The organism is bacterium, assembly GCA_027622355.1.
Lineage (GTDB): Bacteria > UBA8248 > UBA8248 > UBA8248 > UBA8248 > JAQBZT01.
Genome location: JAQBZT010000347.1, coordinates 1 through 2,510, shown reverse-complemented (window position 1 = coordinate 2,510; position 2,510 = coordinate 1). Strand labels below are relative to the sequence as shown.

The window sequence follows — 2,510 nt, the reverse complement described above, 5'->3', positions numbered from 1 at the left end:
GCACCCCCATCCCCGAGAGCGCGAGGGTGACGAAGATGAGAAGCCAGTCCATCTGTCCGAGCGCTCGCTGGAAGGGGGTCAGGGGGGCGGCATGGGATGCGCTGGATCTCATGGGCGCCTCTCCTCCCGGGAGCGGGCGGCGGTGGCGGCGCCGGAGGGTTTTTGGGCTTGAAGCTGCGGTTTTTTCTTCTCTCCATCGAGCCGGAGGTAGGTTTTGATCAACTCCCGGGCGATGGGAGCGAAGAAAGAGCCGGGCCTGCCCGCGTTCTCGCCGAGGATTGCGATGGCGATGCGCGGCTTATCGAAGGGGGCGAAGGCGACGAACCAGCCGTGGTCGCGGAATTTCCGCGGGAGCGTCTCGGGTTTTCGCTTGCGGCCGGTAATGTCGAGCCGGACGGTCTGGGCCGTGCCCGTTTTGCCGGCGACACCGATTCCCGCTATGGCGGCCTTCTTCGCGGTTCCCCGCACGCCGTTGACCACTTCCCACAGCCCCTTGCGGACCAGCTCGAAGATCTCCTTCGGGATGGGGATCTGCCGGATCGCCCTTGGGGCGTAGGCGGCGATGGTCTTGCCGTCGTCGGAGAAGACGCGCGCGATGATGTAGGGCTGCCAGAGGGTCCCCTTGTTGGCGACGGTGGCGATGAGGTTGGCCGCCTGGATGGGGGTCACGAGATTGAAGCCCTGTCCGATGGAAACGCTGATGGTTTCGCCGGGATACCACTTTTCCTTGAAGCGTTTTCGCTTCCAGGCGTCCGAGGCGACAAGGCCTCCCTTCTCCAGGGTGCCGTCGAAGCGGGTGGACTGGCCAAAGCCGAACATGTGGGAGTATTCGGCGATCCGCTCGATGCCCAGCTTGTTGCCGACGGTGTAGTAGTAGACATCGCAACTCTGGGCGAGCGATTGAACGAGATCGACCGGGCCGTGGCCGCCCGCTTTCCAGTCCCGGAAGACGCGCTTCCCGAACGGGAAGATGCCGCGGCAGTTAACGGTCTCGTGCGGGCCCATGATTTTTTCGTTCAGGGTGGCGAACGCCATGACGATCTTGAAGATCGAGCCCGGCGGGTACTGTCCGCGCGTGGCCCGGTTCTCGAGCGGCTTGAGCGGATCGTTTTTCATCTCGCGCCAGACCTCGGGCCGTATCCCGGCGGCGAACATATTGGGGTTGATGGGGGGATTGCTCACCATCGCGAGGATGGCGCCCGTCTCGGGATCGAGCGCCACGATGCTGCCCTCGTATTTCTCGAAGAGCGCCTCCGCCTTGGCTTGGAGGACATAGTCCAAGGTGAGAGCGACGTTGTAGCCGGCCCTTTCCTTGAAGGGGCGGACGACTGTGAGCTCGCGGCCGTAGGCGTCAACCTCGATCTGCTTGAAGCCGCTGGTGCCGCGCAGAAAAGATTCCTGGGAGTTCTCGATGCCGTACTTTCCGATGAAATCTCCCTGGCGGTAGTTCTTTTTCTTGAGCCTTTTGAGCTGGCTTTCGCTGACCTCGCCGAGATAGCCGAGGATGTGGCCGGCGTGGCTGTCGAAGCGGTAGTGGCGCAGGGGGGCGATCTGCAGATAGACGCCGGGCAGGTCCGGCCGGTTTTCCTCCAGGTTCGCGACCGTCTTGCGGTCCACATCCGCCTTGATGAGGAAGGGGCGCACCGGGCTGGCCAGGAGGACTTTCTCGAGGAGTTCATCGTAGGGGATGCCGGCCAGGCCGGCGAGATGGCGGAGTGTCCTCTCCCGGTCCTTCAGGTCTTCCTTGATGAGATAGATGTTGAAGGAGGGGCGGCTGTCGGCCAGCATCTTTCCGTTGCGGTCGAAGACCCGGCCCCGCGGGCTGCGGACCAGGCGGTAGGAGATCCGGTTGCTCTCGGAGAGCTTGCGGAACTGCTCTCCCTGGATCGCCTGCAGATACCAGAGCCTGAGGAAGAAGGCGAGGAGGACGACGGCCACCAGGGTCGTGAAAATCCGGACCCGGCGGCGATAGCTATCCGGGGTTTCGAAGTTCAGCCGGGTGAACAGTGAAGGAGGCATTCCTAAACTCGCTCCGGATAGGGGACCCCGCCCGTTGCCGGGATTATCCGGGCGTGGGCGGCGCCGAGAAGGCCGATGATCACGGGACCGAGCGCCGCGTTCAGTATGGTGCTTTTGGCGCCTTCCCACCAGTATTGCTTGGGAATGGGGAAGTCGGGCAGGAAGATCGCCAGAAGGAAGGCCGAGACGGTGATGTCGAAGATGGTGGCGAAAAAGCCGAGCCCGCCCTGAAAGAGAATATCGCGGCTCGTTACATTTCGGCGCAGCCCGCCGGCGAAGTTCCCGATCAGACCTTTGGTGAGTGCGTTGACCCCCAACAACCCGCCGCTGAGCACATCCTCCATCAGGCCGAGCAGGAAGCCGCCCACGACTCCCGTTTCCTTTCCCCGGTAGATGCCCAGGAAAAGGGCCGCCAGCAGCATGCCGTCCGGCCGGATGCCCAGCCAGGTGTTGAAGTAATCGGCGAGCGAGGTTTGAAACACCACGATGCC

Annotated in this window: 2 protein-coding genes; both read right to left on the bottom strand. The window is 63.3% G+C overall.

The annotated features are described in order from the left end of the window. Positions 1–108: 108 nt before the first annotated feature. Positions 109–2,019, bottom strand: coding sequence for a penicillin-binding protein 2 (mrdA, locus tag O2807_14565; protein ID MDA1001726.1), 1,911 nt, complete (start codon positions 2,017–2,019; stop codon positions 109–111). 2 nt (positions 2,020–2,021) lie between these two features. Next, a partial coding sequence (gene mreD / locus O2807_14560) for a rod shape-determining protein MreD (GenBank protein ID MDA1001725.1) occupies positions 2,022–2,510 on the bottom strand: 489 nt, incomplete at its 5' end.

Coding starts and splice junctions, on each gene's coding strand:
- mrdA (MDA1001726.1), bottom strand. CDS start 2,019: ATGCCTCCTTCACTGTTCACCCGGCTGAACTTCGAAACCCCGGATAGC.